The 19,798-nt window shown below is 64.4% G+C and carries 15 protein-coding genes; 3 read left to right on the forward strand and 12 right to left on the reverse strand.

Translation table 11 applies throughout. The features are described from left to right. Both BUC40_RS16585 and BUC40_RS16590 read left to right on the forward strand, forming a co-directional pair. Positions 1 to 1,614, forward strand: a complete 1,614-nt coding sequence (locus BUC40_RS16585) for a 5-oxoprolinase subunit B/C family protein (RefSeq protein ID WP_073267285.1) — start codon at positions 1 to 3, stop codon at positions 1,612 to 1,614. Continuing rightward, a complete protein-coding gene (locus BUC40_RS16590) occupies positions 1,611 to 3,341 on the forward strand; it encodes an acetyl/propionyl/methylcrotonyl-CoA carboxylase subunit alpha (protein WP_073267286.1) in 1,731 nt (576 codons plus the stop codon). Before BUC40_RS16585 ends, BUC40_RS16590 begins: the two co-directional genes overlap by 4 nt. Before the next feature lie 133 nt (positions 3,342 to 3,474). Here BUC40_RS16590 and trpE read toward each other — a convergent pair whose 3' ends face one another. The 12 genes from trpE to BUC40_RS16650 form a co-directional block, all read right to left on the reverse strand. Then, complete coding sequence (gene trpE, locus BUC40_RS16595; RefSeq protein ID WP_073267287.1) at positions 3,475 to 4,953, reverse strand: anthranilate synthase component I; 1,479 nt, start codon at positions 4,951 to 4,953, stop codon at positions 3,475 to 3,477. A gap of 209 nt (positions 4,954 to 5,162) precedes the next feature. Beyond that, positions 5,163 to 5,843 (reverse strand): phosphoglycolate phosphatase, encoded by a 681-nt coding sequence (locus tag BUC40_RS16600; RefSeq protein WP_073267288.1) that lies wholly within the window; start codon positions 5,841 to 5,843, stop codon positions 5,163 to 5,165. Further along, a complete protein-coding gene (gene rpe, locus BUC40_RS16605; protein ID WP_073267289.1) occupies positions 5,840 to 6,514 on the reverse strand; it encodes a ribulose-phosphate 3-epimerase in 675 nt (224 codons plus the stop codon). The genes BUC40_RS16600 and rpe overlap by 4 nt, the downstream gene beginning before the upstream one ends. A gap of 200 nt (positions 6,515 to 6,714) precedes the next feature. Next, positions 6,715 to 8,094 carry a hypothetical protein gene (locus tag BUC40_RS16610; RefSeq protein WP_073267290.1) on the reverse strand — a complete coding sequence of 460 codons (1,380 nt, stop codon included), beginning with the start codon at positions 8,092 to 8,094 and terminating at the stop codon, positions 6,715 to 6,717. Between the two features lie 80 nt (positions 8,095 to 8,174). Then, positions 8,175 to 9,323 carry an iron-containing alcohol dehydrogenase gene (locus BUC40_RS16615; protein WP_073267426.1) on the reverse strand — a complete coding sequence of 383 codons (1,149 nt, stop codon included), beginning with the start codon at positions 9,321 to 9,323 and terminating at the stop codon, positions 8,175 to 8,177. Positions 9,324 to 9,501: 178 nt separating this feature from the next. Beyond that, positions 9,502 to 10,869: a sigma-54 interaction domain-containing protein gene (locus BUC40_RS16620; RefSeq protein WP_073267291.1), complete on the reverse strand. Its 1,368-nt coding sequence runs from the start codon at positions 10,867 to 10,869 to the stop codon at positions 9,502 to 9,504. Positions 10,870 to 11,030: 161 nt separating this feature from the next. Further along, the gene (locus BUC40_RS16625) at positions 11,031 to 11,858 is read right to left on the reverse strand and encodes an ABC transporter permease (protein WP_073267292.1); all 828 of its coding nucleotides are present in this window, start codon (positions 11,856 to 11,858) and stop codon (positions 11,031 to 11,033) included. Between the two features lie 18 nt (positions 11,859 to 11,876). Next, on the reverse strand, positions 11,877 to 13,124 hold the full coding sequence (locus BUC40_RS16630) for an ABC transporter permease (RefSeq protein WP_073267293.1): 1,248 nt from the start codon (positions 13,122 to 13,124) through the stop codon (positions 11,877 to 11,879). Between the two features lie 115 nt (positions 13,125 to 13,239). Then, complete coding sequence (locus BUC40_RS16635) at positions 13,240 to 14,274, reverse strand: ABC transporter substrate-binding protein (protein WP_073267294.1); 1,035 nt, start codon at positions 14,272 to 14,274, stop codon at positions 13,240 to 13,242. 44 nt (positions 14,275 to 14,318) lie between these two features. After that, on the reverse strand, positions 14,319 to 15,428 hold the full coding sequence (locus BUC40_RS16640; RefSeq protein WP_073267295.1) for an ABC transporter ATP-binding protein: 1,110 nt from the start codon (positions 15,426 to 15,428) through the stop codon (positions 14,319 to 14,321). Positions 15,429 to 15,646: 218 nt separating this feature from the next. Beyond that, positions 15,647 to 16,276 (reverse strand): response regulator, encoded by a 630-nt coding sequence (locus tag BUC40_RS16645; protein ID WP_073267296.1) that lies wholly within the window; start codon positions 16,274 to 16,276, stop codon positions 15,647 to 15,649. A gap of 12 nt (positions 16,277 to 16,288) precedes the next feature. After that, positions 16,289 to 18,688, reverse strand: a complete 2,400-nt coding sequence (locus BUC40_RS16650) for a PAS domain-containing sensor histidine kinase (RefSeq protein WP_073267297.1) — start codon at positions 18,686 to 18,688, stop codon at positions 16,289 to 16,291. A gap of 130 nt (positions 18,689 to 18,818) precedes the next feature. Between BUC40_RS16650 and BUC40_RS16655 the strand changes: the two genes are divergently transcribed. Beyond that, a complete protein-coding gene (locus BUC40_RS16655; RefSeq protein ID WP_083593589.1) occupies positions 18,819 to 19,793 on the forward strand; it encodes an alpha/beta hydrolase family protein in 975 nt (324 codons plus the stop codon). The last annotated feature ends 5 nt before the right edge of the window (positions 19,794 to 19,798 follow it).

Genomic DNA, 19,798 nt, shown 5'->3' on the forward strand with positions numbered 1-19,798 from the left:
GTGCGTTTTCTCCCAGCCAACCTCGATACGCTGCTCGTCGAACTACAGGATCTCGACGAAACCCTGGCGCTGTTCGACGCGCTGCAGGCCGAGCCTATCGCCGGGGTCGAGGAAATCGTCCCGGCGGCCCGTACCCTGCTGATCCAGTATCGGCCCAGCGCCGTCGACCGCCAGGCATTAATCGACGATCTCGCCCGCCGCGACCTGAGCCGGCGCAGCGCCCGCGAGAGCCGCCGCGTGGAAATTCCCGTGCACTACAACGGCGAGGACCTCGACGAGGTCGCCGGGCTGCTCGGCATCAGCCGTGAAGAAGTGGTGCGCCGCCATACCAGCGCCGATTACGAAGTGGCCTTCTGCGGCTTCGCCCCCGGTTTCGGCTACCTGACCGGCGGCGCCGACTTCCAGGTGCCGCGCCGGCAGACTCCGCGCACCCGCATTCCAGCCGGCGCTGTGGCCCTGGCCGGCAATTTCAGCGGCATCTACCCCAAGGCCAGCCCTGGCGGCTGGCAGATCATCGGCGTCACGCCCTTGCAGATGTGGGATCTAGGCCGCGACGAGCCGGCCCTGCTGCGCCCTGGCTACAAGGTGCGCTTCCAGGACGCCGGCCCGCTGCTGGCCGCGGGCCTGCCCGCCCATGAGCATGCGGTGGCCAGCGAGCCGCCTGCCGGTGCCCACCTGGAAATCCTCAGCCCCGGCCTGCAAACGGTGTTGCAGGACCTGGGCCGCGCCGGCCATACCGACCAGGGCGTGTCGATGTCCGGCGCGCTGGACCGTGGCGCCCTGCGCGCCGCCAACCGCGCGGTGGGCAACGACACGGCCCTCGCCTGCCTGGAAGTGGTGCTTGGCGGCCTGAGCTTCGTCTGCCATGGCCGCACGCTCATCGCCATCACCGGTGCGCAGACGCCCATCACCGTGACCACCGCCAGCGGCCTGCAATGGCAGCCCGGTAATTACCAACCCATCGAACTGGACGACGGCGACCGCGTCAGCCTCGGCGCGCCCCAGGCCGGGCTGCGCTGCTACCTGGCGATTCGCGGCGGTTTTCAGGTGGCCCCGGTGCTGGGCAGCCTCTCCTACGACAGCCTGGCCCAGGTCGGCCCGCCGCCGCTCAAGGCCGGCGACCGTCTGGGTTTCGAGGCGACCAGCGCCGGCAGCAGCGTATCGACGAGCGAAGCCCCGGCGTTCGCGCTGCCCACCGCCAAGGACGTGATCACCCTGGATGTGGTCATGGGCCCGCGCAGCGACTGGTTCACCCCGGCGGCCATCGAGCGTTTGAGCAGTCAGCTCTGGCGCGTCACGTCGCAATCCAACCGGGTCGGTATTCGCCTCGAGGGCGAGGTGCCGCTGGAGCGCTGCAACCCTGCCGAACTGCCCAGTGAAGGCACCTCACTGGGCGCCATCCAGGTGCCCGCCAGCGGCCAGCCGGTGCTGTTCCTCGCCGACCATCCGCTGACCGGCGGCTATCCGGTGATCGCCGCCGTGGCCAGCCACCATTTGGATCTGGCCGGGCAAATCCCCATCAACGCACAGATCCGCTTCAACCCGACCGAGGCGTTCGTCGAGCTCGAGCCCGAGGCCTCCCTTCCTACTGCCGATGCGAAGAACCCATCATGAAAAAAGTCCTGATCGCCAACCGCGGTGAAATTGCCGTGCGCATCGCCCGCGCCTGTCGTGATTACGGTGTGGGCTCCGTGGCCGTGTACGCCAATGCCGATATCGACGCCCTGCACGTACGCCATGCCGACGAAGCCTACGCGCTGGACGGCGAGCGCCCGACCGACACCTACCTGAACATCGACAAACTGCTGGCTATCGCCAAACGTGCCGGCGCCGATGCCGTGCACCCCGGCTACGGTTTTCTCTCCGAGCGCGCCGACTTCGCCCGTGCCGTACAAGACGCCGGGCTGATCTGGATCGGCCCGAACCCGCAAACCATCGACGTACTCGGCGACAAGGTCGAAGCCCGCAAACTCGCCCAGCAGGTCGGCGCGCCCCTGGTGGCCGGCACGCCCGGCCCGGTGCAGAGCGCCGCCGAAGTGCTGGCCTTCGCCGAGCAACACGGCCTGCCGATCGCCATCAAGGCCGCGTTCGGCGGCGGTGGGCGCGGCATGAAGGTCGCCTGGCGCATGGACGAAGTGGCCGAACTGTACGCCTCGGCGGTGCGTGAAGCCGAGGCCGCCTTCGGTCGCGGCGAGTGCTTCGTCGAGCAGTTCCTCGACCGCCCGCGCCATATCGAAGCCCAGGTGATCGCCGATAGCCACGGCAACGTGGTGGTGGTCGGCACCCGCGACTGCTCGCTGCAACGCCGCAACCAGAAGCTGGTGGAAGAAGCGCCAGCACCGTTCACCACCGATGAGCAGCGCCAGCGCATTCACCAGTCCGCACACGCCATCTGCGCCAAGGCCGGCTACGTCGGCGCCGGCACCGTGGAATACCTGCTCAGCGCCGATGGCACCCTGTCGTTCCTGGAAGTGAATACCCGCCTGCAGGTCGAGCATCCGGTGACCGAGGAAACCGCCGGCGTCGACCTGGTGATCGAGCAGCTACGCGTCGCCGACGGCCTGCCGCTGTCCTTCAGCACAACGCCGACGCCGCGCGGCCACAGCTTCGAGTTCCGCATCAACGCCGAGGATGCCGGCAAGGGCTTTTTGCCCACCCCAGGCAAGATCAGCGAATTCCGCGCCCCGAGCGGCCCGGGCGTGCGCCTGGACAGCGGCGTGGAAAGCGGCTCCAGCGTGCCTGGTACATTCGACTCGATGATGGCCAAGCTGATCGTCACTGGCGCCACCCGCGAACAGGCCATCGCCCGCGCCCGCCGCGCCCTGGCCGAGTTCCAGATTGAGGGCATCGCCTCGGTACTGCCCTTCCACCGCGCGGTGATGGACCACGAGGACTTCACCGGCGGCGGCTTCGCCGTGCACACGCGCTGGATCGAGACCGACTTCGCCGAGCAGATCACCCTGGCACCGCGCACCCTTCCGGTAGCCGGTGACACGGTGCTACGCACCTTTATCGAGATCGACGGCAAGCGCCACGAACTGGGCCTGCCCGGCGCCCTGCTGCAAGGTCTGGCGCCGCTGGGCGGCAACACCCAAGCCGCGCCTCAAGCAGCACCACCGGCTGCCGAAGAAGGCCTGGTAGCAGCACCGATCTCCGGCAACCTGCACGCCTGGCTGGTCGAGGACGGCGCCCAGGTCAAAGCCGGCGAGGTGATTGCGGTGATGGAAGCCATGAAGATGGAAACCCAGGTCACCGCGCCAGCGGACGGCACCCTGCGCATTCGCGAGCAGGCAGGGGCTTATCTGGATGCCGGAGCGGCCTTGGCAAAGTTGGAAGGCTGAGATCGCTCCTGGTATCGCTACGCTCGACACCAGGCTACGGGCGCTCTTTGTAGCCTGGATGGAGCGCAGCGATACCCGGGAAATCGAAAACAAAAAGGGCAGCCTGAGCTGCCCTTTTTGTTATCTGCACGGATCAGAGCGAGCCCTGCTCCGCCAAGGCCACGGCCTTGAACATGGCGCGGCGTTTGTTGAGGGTCTCTTCCCACTCCAGCGCGGGTACCGAGTCGGCGACGATGCCGGCACCGGCCTGCACGTGCAGCTCGCCGTCCTTGATCACTGCGGTACGAATCGCAATCGCGGTGTCCATATTGCCGTTCCAGGCGTAGTAACCGACGGCACCACCGTAGACGCCGCGCTTAACCGGCTCCAGCTCGTCGATGATTTCCATGGCGCGGATCTTCGGCGCACCGGACAGGGTGCCGGCCGGCAGAATGGCGCGCAAGGCGTCCATCGAGGTCAGGCCCTGCTTCAGCTCGCCGGTGACGTTGGAGACGATGTGCATGACATTGGAATAGCGCTCGATGACCATCTTCTCGGTCAGCTTCACCGAACCGATCTCCGAAACGCGGCCGGTGTCGTTACGGCCCAGGTCGATCAGCATCAGGTGCTCGGCGACTTCCTTGGCATCGGCCAGCAGGTCGTGTTCCAGCGCCAGGTCCTGCTCCTCGGTGGCACCCCGCGGGCGGGTGCCGGCGATGGGCCGCACGGTGACAAGGTTGTCCTCGACGCGCACCAGCACTTCCGGCGAAGAGCCCACCACGTGGAAGTCGCCGAAGTTGAAGAAGTACATGTACGGCGTCGGATTGATGCAGCGCAGCGCGCGGTACAGGTCGATGGGCGCGGCCTTGAACGGTATCGACATGCGCTGGGAAATCACCACCTGCATACAGTCGCCGGCCAGGATGTAATCCTTGATGGCGCCGACCGAGCGCTCGTAATCCTCGCGACTGAAGCTGGAGCGGAACGCCGGCTCGGCGCCCGCTGGCTTGTTCAGATCCACGCCCAGGCGCGGCGTGAACGGCTGACGCAGCTTATGGAGGATGTCCTGCAGTTGCTTCTGACCACGCTCGAAGGCATCGGTCTCGGCCGGGTCGGCCAGGACGATGGCGTGCATCTTGCCGGCCAGGTTGTCGAACACCACCACGGCATCGGAAACGTTGAGCAGAATGTCCGGCGTGCCCAGCGCGTCGGGGTTCACCCCGGCGGCCAGCTTGGGCTCGACGTAACGCACGCTGTCGTAGGCGAAGTAGCCGACCAGGCCGCCATTGAAGCGCGGCAAGCCGGCGATGGTCGGCACCCGGTAGCGCGCCTTGAACTCTTCGACGAAAGCCAAGGGATCGGCGCAGTCATGCCGCTCGACTTCAACGCCATCAGTGGTGATCTCCACCTCATGGCCATGCACCCGCAGCACGGTGCGCGCCGGCAGGCCAATGATCGAGTAACGACCCCATTTCTCGCCGCCCTGCACCGACTCAAGCAGATAGGAGTTAGGCGCGTCGGCGAGTTTCAGGTAGATCGACAGCGGCGTGTCGAAGTCGGCGATGGTTTCGCAGGCAAGCGGAATGCGGTTGTAGCCTTCAGCGGCTAAACGCAGGAATTCTTCATGGATCATGATCAGCCTCGTGGCATGAGAAATCGGTCAGATGCAGACGGGCCGCGCAGAGCGGCAGAGGATGTCAGGCGCGCCAGCGCCAGCGGGCCAGGGCCTTGATGACTTTCATCCAGAGTTTGCAGGTGACCGCCACGGGAGCATCTCAGAGAGGGGGGAAACAACGAGCGGCCAAGGTAGCGCAGCCGCTCGGTTCAGGCAACCAAATGCCGTTAGAGAAGCTCGGCGAGGCTGTCGACCACCAACTGCGGCTTTTCTTCGGCCACCGGGCGACCGTGGTTGTAGCCGTAGCTCACCGCTACGCAAGGCACGCCAGCCGCACGGGCGGCCAATACATCAGTGCGCGAGTCACCGACGAACAGCGCCTGTGATTGGCTGACGCCCGCCAGGTGCATCACCTGCAGCAAGGCGGCCGGATCGGGCTTTTGCTGCGGCAGGGTGTCGCCGCCGATGATCCAGCGAAAGTAACCGCCCAAACCGACCTGTTCCAACAACGGGGCAACGAAACGCTCCGGTTTGTTGGTCACTACCGCCAGCTCGACGGCCGCCGTGCTCAGCGCTTCCAGCAACTCATGGACGCCCGGATACAGGGTGATCAACTCATGGCAATCGGCATAGATATCGAGAAAGCGCGCCAGCGCCTCTTCAGTTTCAGCCTCGCCCACCGCCGCGTGGTCCAGGCCGCCAGCCAGGGCGCGACGCACCAGAACCCGTACCCCGTTGCCGACCCATTTGCGCACCTGCTCGACGCCAGCCGGCTCACGTCCCAGTTCGACCAGCATGCGATCGACGGCGGTGGCCAGGTCCGGCACTGAATCGACCAGAGTGCCGTCCAGGTCGAACATCACCAGACGCGGCAGTTCACCGGCGCACAGTTCGCGCAGCGGTTTCATCCACGCACCTGGGCCAGCTCGGCACGCATGGCATCGATCACGGTTTTGTAGTCCGGCTGGTTGAAGATCGCCGAGCCGGCGACGAAGGTGTCAGCGCCCGCTTCGGCGATCTCGCGGATGTTGGTGGCGCTGACGCCGCCGTCGATTTCCAGGCGAATGTCGCGGCCGCTGGCGTCGATCAGCGAGCGGGCTTCACGCAGTTTGTTGAGGGTGCCGGGGATGAACTTCTGGCCACCGAAACCGGGGTTGACGCTCATCAAGAGGATCATGTCGACCTTGTCCATCACGTACTTCAACACGTCCAGCGAGGTCGCCGGATTGAACACCAGGCCGCACTTGGCGCCGCCATCCTTGATCAACTGCAGGGAGCGGTCGATGTGCTGGCTGGCTTCGGGGTGAAAGGTGATGTATGTGGCGCCGGCCTCGAGGAAGTCGCCGATGATGCGATCCACCGGGCTGACCATCAGGTGCACGTCGATCGGCGCGGTCACGCCGTGTTTGCGCAGCGCCGTGCAGACCATCGGGCCGATGGTCAGGTTGGGCACGTAGTGGTTGTCCATGACATCAAAGTGAACGATGTCGGCGCCAGCGGCGAGTACGTTATCCACTTCTTCACCCAGGCGGGCGAAGTTGGCGGAAAGGATCGACGGGGCGATGGCGAAGGGTTGCATGGCGCACCTCTGAGTGCTGAATCACGGTGGCGCGCATTGTAGCGGCAGATGCGCCGGATGGCAGCGCCACCTGACGGCGGCGCGCGCAAATGCCTCAGTCTGGCACGGCGTAACCTGCGGTTGAGCGCAGCGATACCCAGGGCAGTCCCGGGTGTCGCTGCGCTCGATTCGGGCTACCCAGACTCAAGCACTCGCCGGGATTACTCGCCCGGCGGCAGATCCTTGGTAAAGGTCTGATCGTTCTCGCCGCGGAACATCTGCGCGCCGTAGATCAGCACGCACAGACCGACGCCTATAGCGAAGGCCCAACCGGCGCCCTTGATCGCCAGCACCGCGCCGATCACCCCGGCGATGCCCAGGTCACGCTGGCTGCGCGCCTCCATGATCCCCAGACGCACGCTGACGTAGCCCTGGATCAGCAGGGTCAGCGCCAGTGCCACGCCGAGAATCGGCTGCAGCAGGGTGACCACCGGCAGCAGCAACAGACCGGTATTGGTGCCCCAGCGGAACGAGCCGACACCGCCGTAGATGGACTTCATCGCCTGGGCGCCGCCCTTGAAACGCTCGGTGATCACCACCTGCATGGCCGACCACTGCGGGCCGCACATAGCCACGTCCGGGCCGAGGATGCTCATCAGGGCGTTGCGGCCGCCAAAGATCATGTGCGAACGGTTGGGGTTGAAGTCAACCTTCTCGTCACTGCGGATATGGTCGGCCTCGGAGAGAATCGCCCTGGCGCCCAGCACGTCGCCAAACACCACCAGGTAGGCGGCGAACACGGTGGGAATGGCGGTGACGAACATCATCAACGGCGGCATGCCGAGGCCGAACACGGTGTATTCGTTCCACAGGGTGACGAAGTCCGGCTTGCTGATGCCCCACTCGATGCTCGGCCACGGCGCCTCGCCAAAGATCGGCGCGACGAACACGGCCAGCAGGATGATCGGGAAGATGCCCAGCTTGGCGAAGTTCCACCAGAAGCGGCTGCGCTTCTTCAGTTGCTGGAAGTGCAGGGAAAACACCAGGTAGAAAGCGATGCCGACCGCGATGGAGATGGTCCAGGGGAAGGCGTCGAAGCGCCCGCCTTCCTTGAATACGGTGACCACCGCACTGAGGCCGGCGCCCATGATGATGCCGGCCTTGAGCGCCGAGGGCACCAGCGACACCACCTTACGCGCCATGCCCGTCATGCCCAGGCCTATCGAGAACACCCCGAGCATCAACTGGAAGGCAATCAGCGCATGCACCCGCTCCGGGCCCTCCGGGAACTGGCTGCAGTAGGCCATTAGCAGTGGGATCGCCGGGGTGATCCAGCCCGGAACCACCGGGTCGCCGAGCAGGTGGTGGGTCAGGTACAGCAAGCCGTTGAGCATGACCACCGCCAGTGCCACCTCGAACGGCATGCCGAGGAATTCGGTCATCAGCGGAATCGCCGCCAGGTCCACCGCGCACATGAGCAAGCCTTGCATGTAGTCGGAGAGCTCGAAGCGGTAGTGAATGAAAGGCAGACGTACCTTGAATGGCCCCATTGGCCAGTAGGGGGCTTCGACGCCCAGGTCTTGTTGATGCAGTTCGGACATGAGAATTACCAATCTTATTAGAGTTGTAAGCAGCAAGCCCCAGCGTGGCCGGGGCTGTTGGTCATCGGTTGTGAAAGGGATCAGTAGGCAGCGCGGTAGATCTGCTCAATGTCGCCAGCGGTCAGGCGCCGCGGGTTGTTGCGCATCAGGCGGTCGATCTTGCTGGCCTCCTCGGCCATGGCTGGGATGGCGTCCTCGGGCACGTTGAAGCTGCGCATGCCCTTGGGAATGTCGACGCTGGCGCACAGCTCGGCCATGGCCTCGACGGCCAGGTCGGCGGCGGCCTTGTCGCTCAGGCTATGAGTCTGCACGCCGAGAGCAGCGGCGATCTCGGCCATGCGCTCGACGCAGGCCAGTTTGTTCCAAGCCATCACGTAGGGCAGCAGCAAGGCGTTGCTGACCCCATGAGCGATGTTGAAGCGCCCGCCCAACGGATAAGCCAGGGCGTGCACGGCGCCGACACCCGCGTTACCGAAGGCCATGCCGGCCATCAGGCTGGCGGTGGCCATGTCTTCGCGCGCCCTCAGGTCGGCCGGATTGGCGTAGGCCTTGGGTAGCGCCTTGGCGATCAGCTTGATGGCGCCGATGGCCAGGGCGTCAGTGATCGGCGAGGCATTCACAGACAGGTAGGATTCCACGGCGTGCACCAGGGCATCGACGCCGCTGGCGGCGGTCACGCTACGCGGGCAGGTCAGGGTCATCACCGGGCTGACCAAGGCCACGTCGGGCAACAGGTAATCACTGACGATGCCCTTTTTCAGCTGCGCCTGCTTGTCCGAAAGGATCGACACGTTGGTCACTTCCGAGCCGGTACCGGCGGTGGTCGGGATGGCAATCAGCGGCGGCCCCTTGCGCTTGACCTGATCGACGCCGAACAGCTCTTCCAGCGCGCCGTCATGACCGACGTAGCCGGCCACGGCCTTGGCGATGTCGATGGCGCTGCCGCCGCCGACGCCGATCAGGCCGTCATGGCCGCCGTCGCGGAAAACCTTGGCGCAGGCCTCGACGATGGCGATCTCCGGCTCCGGCTCCACGCCGTCGAAAATGCCGTAAGCGCGCTCGCCGAGCTGCTTGAGCACATGCTCCACGGTGCCGGACTTGATCAGGATGGCGTCGGTGACGATCAGCGGATTGTCTATTTTCAGGCGGGGCAATTCGTGCGCCAGTTGCTCGACGGCGCCCTGGCCGGTCAGCAGCTTATTGGCGATCTTGAAGGCAGCGGTACTCATCATCAGGGCCCTTTTGTGCATTGTGAAAACTAGACGGGTTCGGGCCTGTCTTAGCGAGTCCTGTGCCAGTTGAGCGGAACCCTTGCGGCGCAAGGGCTGCGTCGATCTGCCACAGGCTCGGGGCGCTCAGTTTTGATTAGGAAATGGATCGAAAAAGCCTGCTTGATCCATTTTCCAATCAGCCTTGCTCCCAGCGCTTCATCTTCTGCACCAGCGTCGCCTGGCTGAGGCCGAGAGCCTTGGCGGCCTCGCGGGTAGTCTTGTATTGCACTAGGGCCTTGCGGATCAGCCGTCGCTCGAGTTGCTCGACCTGCTTGCGCAGCGGCAGGTTCTCATTGCCCGCCTCTGCCGCAGGCGTGCGCATTTCCTCGGGCAGGTCGAACAGCTCCACCGCCTCACCCGTGCAGGTGACCACCAGGCGCTCGACCAGATTAATCAGCTCTCGGATATTGCCGGGCCAGGCGTAATCGGTGAGCGCATCCAGCGCCTCCAACCCCCAGGTCAGCGCGCGGCCATAACGGCCATTGAATTCGGCCAGGTAGAAATCCAGCAGCGGTTGGATCTCATCGGGCCGCTCGCGCAGCGCCGGAATATGGATGGGCACCACGTTGAGACGGTAATAGAGATCGGCGCGAAAGCGCCCATCGGCGACCATCTGGCGTAGGTCATGGTGGGTGGCGGTGATGATGCGCACGTCCACTTCCTTGAGCTCCAGACCACCCACCGGGATGAAGCGGCTTTCCTCGATCACCTTGAGCAGCTTGACCTGCAGGGCCAGCGGCAGGTCGCCGATCTCGTCGAGAAACACCGTGCCGTGGTGGGCCAGCTCGAGCAAGCCGCGCTTGCCCTTGCTGCCGGCGCCGGTAAAGGCGCCCGCCACGTAGCCGAACAGTTCGGCCTCGATCAGGTTCTCCGGCAGCGCGCCGCAGTTGAGCGCCAGGAACGGCTGGGCCGCGCGTGGGCTGCTCTTGTGGATGTACTGGGCGATCAGCGTTTTGCCGACTCCGGTTTCGCCCTGCAACAACACCTTCACGTCGCTGGCGGCGACCTGCCGTGCCTGGGCGAAGATGCGCCCGGAGGCCGGGTGATCGGCCACCGGCGAGGCGTAGAGCAGATCGCCGCGCTGGCCGGCGTGCAGCTTCGCCGTGCTGCTGCGCAGCTCCTTGAGTTGCTGCAGCTCGTCACGCTCGTGCTTGATGCGCAACAGCTCGGTCATGTCGCGCACCGTGCTGACCACATAGCGCACCTGGCCCGTGGCATCGAGAATCGGCGTGCCGCTGACCAGCAGACGCTTGCCCTGACTGACGCTCTGCATCAGCGACAGCGCCCTGCCCTCCTTGAGCACCCGCAGGGAAACCGACTGGGAAATCACGCCCTGCTCCACTAGCGCCTGCATGTGCTGGCCGACCACATCCTCGCTGCGCAAGCCGGTCAGCCGTTCGTAGGCGCCGTTGACCTTGAGGGTGATGCCGTCGGCGTCGGTGATATAGACACCATCGTGCAACGCGTCGAGCAATTCGCGAAAACTGGGATCGTTGAAATCCATGGGCTTTCCAGGACCGGGCAGAAGACCTGGCAGTGTACTCGCTGACGACGACAGGCATGACAAGGGGCCGGCAACGAGCCAGGCCGCGACCGGAAACGGCGGCTAAAAAAAACCGCCGCAACCCAAAGGGCGCGGCGGTTACGGCATAGCCGTGAAAAGGGTTATTCGTTGACCTGGGTGCGCATTTTCTCACTGCGCCCGCGCAGCCATTCCAAAGTCAGCAGCAGCAAGATCGAAAAACCGATCAGCAGAGTCGCGGCGGCGGCGATGGTCGGGCTGAGGTTTTCACGGATGCCGCTGAACATCTGCCGTGGCAGAGTGACCTGCTCGGGGCCGGCGAGGAACAGGGTGACCACCACTTCGTCGAACGAGGTGGCGAAGGCGAACAGTGCGCCGGATATCACGCCCGGTGCGATCAATGGCAGGGTCACCCGGCGGAACGCAGTGATCGGCGAGGCGCCGAGGCTGGCCGCAGCGCGTACCAGGTTGTAGTTGAAGCCCTGCAGGGTCGCCGACACGGTGATGATCACGAAGGGCACGCCGAGTACTGCGTGCACCACGATCAGCGACAGGTATCCGTTGGCCAGGCCCAGCGGTGCGAAGAACAGGTAGCTGGCGACGCCGACGATCACCACCGGCACCACCATCGGCGAGATCAGCAGGCTCATCACCAGCGCCTTGCCACGGAACTCCGAGCGGGTCAGACCGATAGCGGCCAGGGTGCCGAGGATCATGGCCAGCACGGTCGCTGCCGGGGCGATGATCATGCTGTTCTTCAGCGCACGCATCCAACTGGCCGAGCCGAAGAAGTCCTCGTACCAGCGCATCGAGAAGCCTTGCATCGGGTAGATCAGGAAGGTGCCGGAGTTGAACGACAGCGGCACGATCACCAGGATCGGCAGCACCAGAAACAGCAGCACCAGGCCGCAGAGCAGGCGCAAGCCGTAGTACCAGGCGCGCTCAACAGGAGACATGTAAGGACTCAGCATTTTTCTAATCTCCGCTCATTAACCCAGACGCAACCGACCCGCACCCACCAGCCAGCTGTACACCACGTAGAGCAGTAGCGTGGCGACCAGCAGCAGGCCGCCAAGCGCGGTGGCCATGCCCCAGTTGATGGTGGTGTTGGTGTAGAAGGCGACGAAGTAGCTGACCATCTGATCGCTCGGGCTGCCGAGCAGCGCAGGCGTGATGTAGTAGCCGATGGACAGGATGAACACCAGCAGGCAACCGGCGCCGACACCGGCCAGGGTCTGCGGGAAGTACACCCGCCAGAAGCTGGCGAACGGGTGGCAGCCCAGGGAAATCGCGGCGCGCATGTAGGTCGGCGAAATGCCCTTCATGACGCTGTAGATCGGCAGGATCATGAACGGCAGCATGATGTGCACCATGGAGATGTACACCCCGGCGCGGTTGAACACCAGCTCCAGCGGTTGGTCGATCAACCCCAGCTTGATCAGCGCCGAGTTGATCAGCCCGCCCGACTGCAACAGCACGATCCAGGCGGCGACACGCACCAGGATCGAGGTCCAGAACGGCAGCAGCACCATGATCATCAGCAGGTTGCCCTGGCGAGTCGGCAGGTTGGCGAGCAGATAAGCCAGCGGATAGGCCAACGCCAGGCAGATGGCGGTGATCACCGCGCCCATCCAGAAGGTGCGGGCGAAAATATCCAGGTAGATGGCCTGATCTGGCGTGGTCTTCACTACCGCGCCGGAGTCGTCAACGCGATGATCCAGGGCGGCCAGCAGGTAGTAGGAGGTCCAGGAACTGCTGTTGCGGCGGATCACTTGCCAGTACGCAGGGTCGCCCCAGCGCTCGTCAAAGGACTCCAGGGCATCCTTGTAGGAAGCCGGCTCAGCTTCGAATGGCAGCGCACGGCCGGTCTTCGCCAGCAGGCTGCGGTAACCGGCCAGTTCCATGTTCAGGCGCTTCGACAGGTCGCCGAGCTTCTGCTGTTCGCGGGCCTCGGCCAGGTCCAGTGCCAGCGCCTTGTAGACGGGCTCTTCGGGCAGGCCGCGGCCGTCCCAGCTGTCGATGGCTTCGACGGTGCGCGGCAGCGAGCCGACCACGTCCGGGTTATCCACGCTGCGGTTGAGCAGCGCCACGATTGGCACCAAGAAGGTGAAGACGAGAAACAGCACCAGCGGCAGGATCAGCGCCTGGGATTTCAAGCGATTCATTCGCTCAGCGCGCGCCAGACGCTGCTTGAGCGAGGGGCCGGCGACCTCGGCATGGGGCACTGCTAGGGCCATGGGGATAACTCCGGTGAAGCGGATAAGAATTCGGGGATAAAGCCAGAGCGCCCGCACGCGAGCGCTCCTTGCAACAGGTGAACGCTGGGCGCGCTCACCGCATTACGCTGAGCCGTTACTTGGCAGCCCAAGAGTTGAAACGCTGCTCCAGCACTTCGCCGAAGTCAGCCCAGAAGGCCACGTCCATCGCGACCTGGTTGGCGATGTTCTGCGGGGCGGTCGGCAGGTCGGCGGCGACCTTGGCGTCCAGCAGATCAACGGCTTTCGGGTTCACCGGCCCGTAGGCGATGTTTTCCGAATAGGTCTTCTGGTTCTCGGCCTGCAGGGTGTAGGCGATGAATTTCATGGCCTCATCCTTGTTCTTCGCGCCTTTCGGGATGGCCCAGGCGTCGAAGTCGTAAATACCACCGTCCCACACCACTTTCAGGCTGCTGCCTTCCTTCTGGGTGGCGGCGATACGGCCGTTGTAGGCCGAGCTCATGACCACGTCACCGGAAGCGAGGTACTGCGGCGGCTGGGCGCCGGCTTCCCACCACTGGATGTAAGGTTTGAGTTCGTCGAGTTTCTTGAACGCGCGCTCCTGGCCGTCTTTGCTCGCCAGCACCTTGTAGACGTCTTTCGGCGCAACGCCGTCAGCCATCAGAGCGAACTCGAGGGTGTACTTGGCGCCTTTACGCAGGCCGCGCTTGCCCGGGAATTTCTTCACGTCCCAAAAATCTGCCCAGCTAGTCGGCGCGGTGCTGAGCTTGTCGGCGTTGTAGGCCATCACGGTCGACCACACGAAGAAGCCGACGCCGCACATCGACGCCGCGCCCGGCACCAGGGCCTTCTTGTCGCCGACTACCGAGTAGTCGATTTCTTCGAACAGATCCTCATCGCAACCACGGGCGAGCTCCGGGGACTCAACCTCGACCAGATCCCACGAAACGCTGTTGGTGTCGACCATGGCTTTGACCTTGGCCATTTCACCGTTGTATTCGCCAGCGATGATCTTGCCTTTACCGGCCGCTTCCCACGGCTGGTAGTAGGCCTTGACCTGGGCATCCTTGTTGGCGCCACCGAAGTTGATGACGGTGAGGTCTGCAGCGTGAACCTGTGCAGCGCAAACCAGGCCCAGTGTCAGCGCGGAAAGGGAGAATAGCTTCGACATTTTTATGTTGGCTCCAAGTGCTGTGGTAAAGCGCAAAACGCCGATCATTCCGCCGACAGCGGATCAAGGGCGCGAACGTGCTCGACCTGCCAGCCGAGCGGGATCACATCACCAACCGCGAGCCCGGGATCGAGCTCGGCAATCGGCTGTTTGACGAAGAAGTCGGTTTTGCCGCAGACCTCCAGGCGCACGCGCACGTGGTCGCCCAGGTAGATGAATTCCGAGACACGGCCGGAGAAGCGGTTGTCGCAGCCCTCGGCCGCATTGTTCAGGCGAATGCGCTCCGGACGGATCGACAGGCTTACGGCATCGCCAGGCTGGCCGACATTGACGGCCAGGGCCTGAACCTTCTCGCCGCGCGCCAGTTGCACTGTGCAATTGTCGCCATTGCGCTCGACCAACTGGCCAGCGAAGCGGTTGTTCTCACCAATAAATTGCGCAACGAAGGTGTTGCTTGGCGACTCGTAGAGGTCGCGCGGCGCGGCGATCTGCTGAATCTCGCCCTGGTGGAAAACCGCCACGCGATCGGACATGGTCAGCGCTTCGCTCTGGTCATGGGTCACGTACACCACGGTTACGCCAAGGCGCTGATGGATGTGCTTGATCTCCATCTGCATGTGTTCACGCAGTTGCTTGTCCAGCGCGCCGAGCGGTTCGTCCATCAGCACCAGCTGCGGTTCGAACACCAGCGCGCGGGCCAGGGCCACACGCTGCTGCTGGCCACCAGAGAGCTGCGCCGGATAACGGCCGGCGAAGGCATCGAGCTGCACCATCGACAGCGAGCGTTTGACCTTCTCGCCAACGTCGGCCTTGCTCATGCCGCGCACGCTGAGCGGGAACGCCAGGTTCTCGGCCACCGTCATGTGCGGGAACAATGCGTAGTTCTGGAACACCATGCCGATATCGCGCTTGTGCGGCGGCACGTTGTTCAGGCGCTTGCCGGCCAGAGTGATCTCACCGGCGGTGGGCGTCTCGAAGCCGGCCAGCATCATCAGGCTGGTGGTCTTGCCGGAGCCGGACGGCCCGAGCAGGGTCAGGAACTCGCCCTTGCGAATATCCAGATTGAGATCTTTGACGATCAGGTTCTCGCCGTCGTAGCTCTTTTGCACGCCACGAAAGCTGACCAGGATGTCGCTCGAAGAAGTGTCGCCCATCACCGCACCTGCCTGTTGTTCTACCGTGAACAGAGACTAGAACCGCGGTTAGAACCTGAAAATCGGGCGTACTGACACTTTGCTATAAGGCAGGCGGAAAGGTGGCTGTAGGGCGAGCCCTACACGGATGTCGTATCTGGATAAGTGCTGATAGATAGCGCTCGAAACGAAGCGGCTCGCCTAGTTTCTGGCATGTCGCGGATAGATAAGCAGCGCGTTCAGACCAACTTGTGCTCGACCGCGTAACGCACCAGATCCGCAACCGAGTGCAGGTTGAGCTTTTGCATCAGCCGTGCCTTGTGGGTACTGATGGTTTTGCTGCTTAGAGCCAGATGCGCAGCGATCTCGTTGACGCCCTCGCCCTGCACCAGGCGCTCGAACACCGAGAATTCGCGCTCGGACAGCAGCGCGTGGGGCGGGCGCGAGTCGGTGAGGCCGACCTCGAAGACCATGCGGTCGGCCAGATCGGGATCGATGTAACGCCCACCACCGGCGACCTTGCGAATCGCGGTGAGCAGCAGGGCCGGGTCGCTGTCCTTGGTGGCGTAACCGGCGGCGCCGATCTTCAGCGCGCGGGCGGCCATCTGCGCCTCGTCATGCATCGACAGCACCAGAATCGCCGGCGGCTGGTTCAAGGCGCGAATCCGCGGAATCGCCTCCAGGCCGTTGACGCCAGGCATGGAGATATCCAGCAGCACGACCTCACAAGGCGTGTGCCGCAGGGTTTCCAGCAACTGCTCGCCGTTGCTCGCCTCGCCGACTACCAGCAGGTCGCGGGCCATGCCGATCAGCTGTTTGATGCCCTCACGGACGATGGTGTGGTCTTCGGCTACCAGTACTCGGATCACGCACTTACCCTCTCAATCATCGGACACGCACTCGTTCAGCGGCACCCGTACGCGCAACAGAGTACCTTCGCCGGGCCGGCTGTCGAGGCTCAATTGGCCGCCGAGCATCAATACGCGCTCGCGCATACCGACCAGGCCGAAGGAGTCGGCGCGCACGCTCGCGGGATCGAAGCCGCGGCCGTCGTCGCTGATAGACAGGTGCAGGCTGTCGCCGAGAAGCTCCAGCTGCACCGTCACCGTATGCGCTTCGGCGTGGCGCATGACGTTGGTCAGTGACTCCTGAAGGATGCGAAACAGCCCGGTGGCCTTGGCGTCGCTCAGCGGCGGCAGATGCTCGGGCACCTCCACCAGGCAGGGGATCTGCGTGCGCGCCTCGAAGCGCCGCGCCTGCCATTCGATGGCCGAGGCAATGCCGGCATCGAGAATCGGCGGGCGCAAGGCGGTGGCGACATCACGCACCAGCTGGAACAAATTGGCGATCAGCTTCTTCATGTTGTCCAGGCGCTCGCGCAGGCCTGGGTCGAGGTCAGCGAAGCCCAGCTCGCACATCGAGGTTTCCAGCTTGAGTACGGTCAGCACCTGGCCGAGTTCGTCGTGCACCTCGCGGGCAATACGGGCCTTTTCTTCTTCACGCACGCTTTCCAGGTGCGCGGACAGATCACGCAGGCGCGCCTGGGATTCGGCCAGCGCCAGCTCGTTGCGCTTGTTGTCGCTGATGTCCCAGACCACGCCATCCCAGATCACCCGGCCATCGGCCAGACGCCGCGCCATTGCCTTGATGTCGACCCAGCGCGACTCACCGGTGTGGGTGAGCATGCGGCCTTGCCAGTGCCAGTCACTGTCGCTGTCGAAGGCCTGATCCTGCACGCGGTGGTAGTCGGCCTTGTCGTCCGGATGTACCAGGCTGCGCAAGCCGTGATCGGGCGCCAGCAGTGTCGATGCCCGATAACCGACCAGGCTTTCACTGCCCTCGCCGATAAACGCGAACAGCGCCGGATCGCCCGGCCGCGCCCGCTCCAGGCGAAACACCACGCCCGGCACGTTGGAGGCGATGCCCTGCAGCCGCGCCTCGCTTTCCTGCAAGGCGGCCAGGGCGCGACGGCGCTCGGTCACATCGGTGATGAAGACCACCAGGTATTCGGTATCGCGGTACTGCAGAAAGCTCAGCGAAACGTCGACCGGCAAGCGGCTGCCATCGGCGCGCACGCACTCGGTCTCGAAGCTCGGCGGCCCTTCGTCGCCCTTGCGCGCCAGGCGCCACAGGTTGAGCCAGCGATCCATGCTCATGTCCGGTTCGAAATCGCGCAGCGGCCGATCAACCAGACCGCCGCTGTGGCAGCCCAGCATGGCCTCGGCGGCATGGTTGGCGTAGCGCACGTGGCTGTCCCAGTTGACCCAGAGAATGCCGACCGTGCTGTTGTCGATGGAGAACTGCGACAACCTAAGCGCGTCGCGGGCGATTTCGCGCAACTCGACTTCATGGCGCGCGGCGAGCAAGCGGAATTCGAGATTATCTCGCTGGCGGCGCATCCACAGCACCAAGGCCAGCGCGAATATCAGCAACAGGCAGAGCAGAAGGCTGATCGTGCGCCAGAAGCTCGCCGAGCTTTCCTGCTGCACATAGCTCGGCGGCAGCCAGCGGTTGTGCAGATCATCGAGTTCGCGCGCCGACACGCTACGCAGGGCGACATCGACGATGCCCGCCAATTGCGGTTGATCACGTCGCGTGGCGATGCGCAGCAATTGCGGAAAACCGATATCACCGACGATGGCCAGGCCTAGGAACTCCGGCTCACGTGACAGACGACCCAGCTGCGCCTCATCGAGCACCGCGTAACTGGCCTGCTGATTGACGACTCGCTGCAGCGCCTGACGCGGGGTGTTGGCGATATCCAGTTTGAGCTTGGGGTAGCTGCCGCGCAGGTAGTCGAGTACCGCATCGGAAACTTTCAGGGCGACCGGTGAGCGGCCGTCGAGCTGCTCCAGATCCACCGATCCACCGCTATCACGCTCGCCGATCAACAAGTGCGAGACGCGTAAAAAAGGATCGGAAAATACCCAGCGCCGCAGCCCGGCCGGCGTTTGGATAAGCCCCGAGGCCAGGTCGATCTGATCGTTGCGCAGCGCCTGCTCCAGCTCTTCGCTCGTCTGGAAGGTGCGCCAGCGCACCTGCACGCCCATCAGCGCTGTCAGGGTGTTGATCATCTCCACATTCGCACCGGTCAGGCGGTGCAGGCGCCGGTCAAGCTGCGCATAAGGCGGCTGCAGCACCACACCGGCACGCAGTGCCGGGTTGGCGGTCAGCCATTGCTGCTGAGCGACATCGAAGATTGCAGCCGGTGTTGGCGGTTGGTCCGCCCACAGCGCACCCGGCACGCTCAGCATCAGGAGAAACAGCCAACGGTGAATCATGCTCAGGCACCAAAAAGAGAAATGCCGCAAAGGCAACGGCGCGGCGAACGCGCATTAAGCTACATCAGAGTCTGACAAATCCACGACAAGTGATTAGGCTGGGCTCTATCTACAACTGCCGGCCCCTGCAATGACGCGTTTTCAAAACCTGCCACACTACGCGCTATGCCTGACACTGCTGGCAGGCGCCGTGTGCGCGTTCGCCGAACAGAGCCCACCCACCAAGGATGGTGAAAAGGCCGATGCCAAGGCCGAACAGCGCGCGCCGCTGGCCGAGCGTAGCGACCTTGAAGCGCTGGCGCTGGAGCGCCAGCTGGCCGCCACTGAGCAGCAGCAACTCGACGCCGCCGGCACGCCTTTTCTGGCGCTCTGGCGACCGGCCAATGATCCGGCGCCGATGGGCGCGGTGATCCTGATTCCCGGCGACGAAGAGAGTGCCGACGCACCACCTACCATTGGCCCGCTACGCCGCAAATTGCCGGACGCCGGCTGGCACAGCCTGAGCCTGACCTTGCCGGATCCGCAGGGGGCGAATCTGCCAGTACGCATTGCCGAACCACCTGCAAGCGGCGACGGCAAAGCTGCCGAGGCTCCGACTGAAAAGCCCGCAGAGCCCGCCACGCCTGCGCCACCGAGCGAGGCACCAGCGCCTGACGCTGAAGCGGCACGCGCGGCCCACGTCGAGCGGGTATTCGCCCGTATCGATGCCGGCATCGCCTTTGCCGGGCAGCAGCAAGCCAAGGTCGTGGTGCTGCTTGGCCACGGCAGCGGCGCCTACTGGGCAGCGCGCTACATTGCCGAGCGCAAGCCCGCCAATGTCACTCATCTGGTGCTGGTGGATACTCGACAGCCGGAAGGCTTCGACGCGCCGTTCAACGATCTGCTGGGGCAGCTCACTGCCAAAGTCGGCGACTTCTATTACCGCGACAGCGCCACCGCACGGCAGGCGGCGCTGGCGCGCAAGCAACTGAGTCAGCGGCAGAAGCAGCCAACGCTGGTGCAGATCAGTCTGGATGCGCTGCCGGGTAATCCCGACGTGGCTCAGGAGCAGCTATTTCGACGCCTGCGAGGGTGGCTGGACAAGCACGCCGGCGGCGCCAAATAGCAGCG

The organism is Phytopseudomonas punonensis, from assembly GCF_900142655.1.
Taxonomy (GTDB): domain Bacteria; phylum Pseudomonadota; class Gammaproteobacteria; order Pseudomonadales; family Pseudomonadaceae; genus Aquipseudomonas; species Aquipseudomonas punonensis.

Bases quoted from the DNA above. Each gene is read 5' to 3' on its own strand.
- BUC40_RS16590 (WP_073267286.1), top strand. From the start codon at position 1,611: ATGAAAAAAGTCCTGATCGCCAACCGCGGTGAAATTGCCGTGCGCATC.
- trpE (WP_073267287.1), bottom strand. From the start codon at position 4,953: ATGATCCATGAAGAATTCCTGCGTTTAGCCGCTGAAGGCTACAACCGC.
- BUC40_RS16600 (WP_073267288.1), bottom strand. From the start codon at position 5,843: ATGAAACCGCTGCGCGAACTGTGCGCCGGTGAACTGCCGCGTCTGGTG.
- rpe (WP_073267289.1), bottom strand. From the start codon at position 6,514: ATGCAACCCTTCGCCATCGCCCCGTCGATCCTTTCCGCCAACTTCGCC.
- BUC40_RS16610 (WP_073267290.1), bottom strand. From the start codon at position 8,094: ATGTCCGAACTGCATCAACAAGACCTGGGCGTCGAAGCCCCCTACTGG.
- BUC40_RS16615 (WP_073267426.1), bottom strand. From the start codon at position 9,323: ATGAGTACCGCTGCCTTCAAGATCGCCAATAAGCTGCTGACCGGCCAG.
- BUC40_RS16620 (WP_073267291.1), bottom strand. From the start codon at position 10,869: ATGGATTTCAACGATCCCAGTTTTCGCGAATTGCTCGACGCGTTGCAC.
- BUC40_RS16625 (WP_073267292.1), bottom strand. From the start codon at position 11,858: ATGCTGAGTCCTTACATGTCTCCTGTTGAGCGCGCCTGGTACTACGGC.
- BUC40_RS16630 (WP_073267293.1), bottom strand. From the start codon at position 13,124: ATGGCCCTAGCAGTGCCCCATGCCGAGGTCGCCGGCCCCTCGCTCAAG.
- BUC40_RS16635 (WP_073267294.1), bottom strand. From the start codon at position 14,274: ATGTCGAAGCTATTCTCCCTTTCCGCGCTGACACTGGGCCTGGTTTGC.
- BUC40_RS16640 (WP_073267295.1), bottom strand. From the start codon at position 15,428: ATGGGCGACACTTCTTCGAGCGACATCCTGGTCAGCTTTCGTGGCGTG.
- BUC40_RS16650 (WP_073267297.1), bottom strand. From the start codon at position 18,688: ATGATTCACCGTTGGCTGTTTCTCCTGATGCTGAGCGTGCCGGGTGCG.
- BUC40_RS16655 (WP_083593589.1), top strand. From the start codon at position 18,819: ATGACGCGTTTTCAAAACCTGCCACACTACGCGCTATGCCTGACACTG.